General features: G+C 53.3%; 1 pseudogene. It reads right to left on the bottom strand.

Annotated features, from left to right (window positions below):
- Nucleotides 1-22: 22 nt before the first annotated feature.
- Nucleotides 23-319, bottom strand: a pseudogene (locus BEA93_RS24870) (IS21 family transposase); the annotation flags it as partial.

Genomic DNA, 319 nt, shown 5'->3' with positions numbered 1-319 from the left:
CGTTGATGTTGCAGTTCCATCATCACGCCACTCCTCTGCAGAATGAGTCGTAGATGGAGAGTGGATGATGCAGGGGGGATTTGTCGAAGTTCACCTGATTTTCACCAGGATGCACTTCATACTCTTTTTTCTCCGGAGGCAGTGCCAGCATGGACTGCTGCTCTTCGAGCCAGCGATCGCAGGGACGGGCCTGGATTGTTTCATGCTTTCGTTGGTTAGCGACATCATGCAGCCAGCGCAGACCGTGGCGGTTGGCTGTTTCAACATCGACAGTGATCCCCATCGGGCGCAGGCGAGTCATTAGTGGGATGTAAAAACT

The organism is Escherichia sp. MOD1-EC5950, assembly GCF_002965345.1.
GTDB classification, from domain to species: domain Bacteria; phylum Pseudomonadota; class Gammaproteobacteria; order Enterobacterales; family Enterobacteriaceae; genus Escherichia; species Escherichia marmotae.
This window is presented reverse-complemented; position numbering and strand designations above follow the sequence as displayed.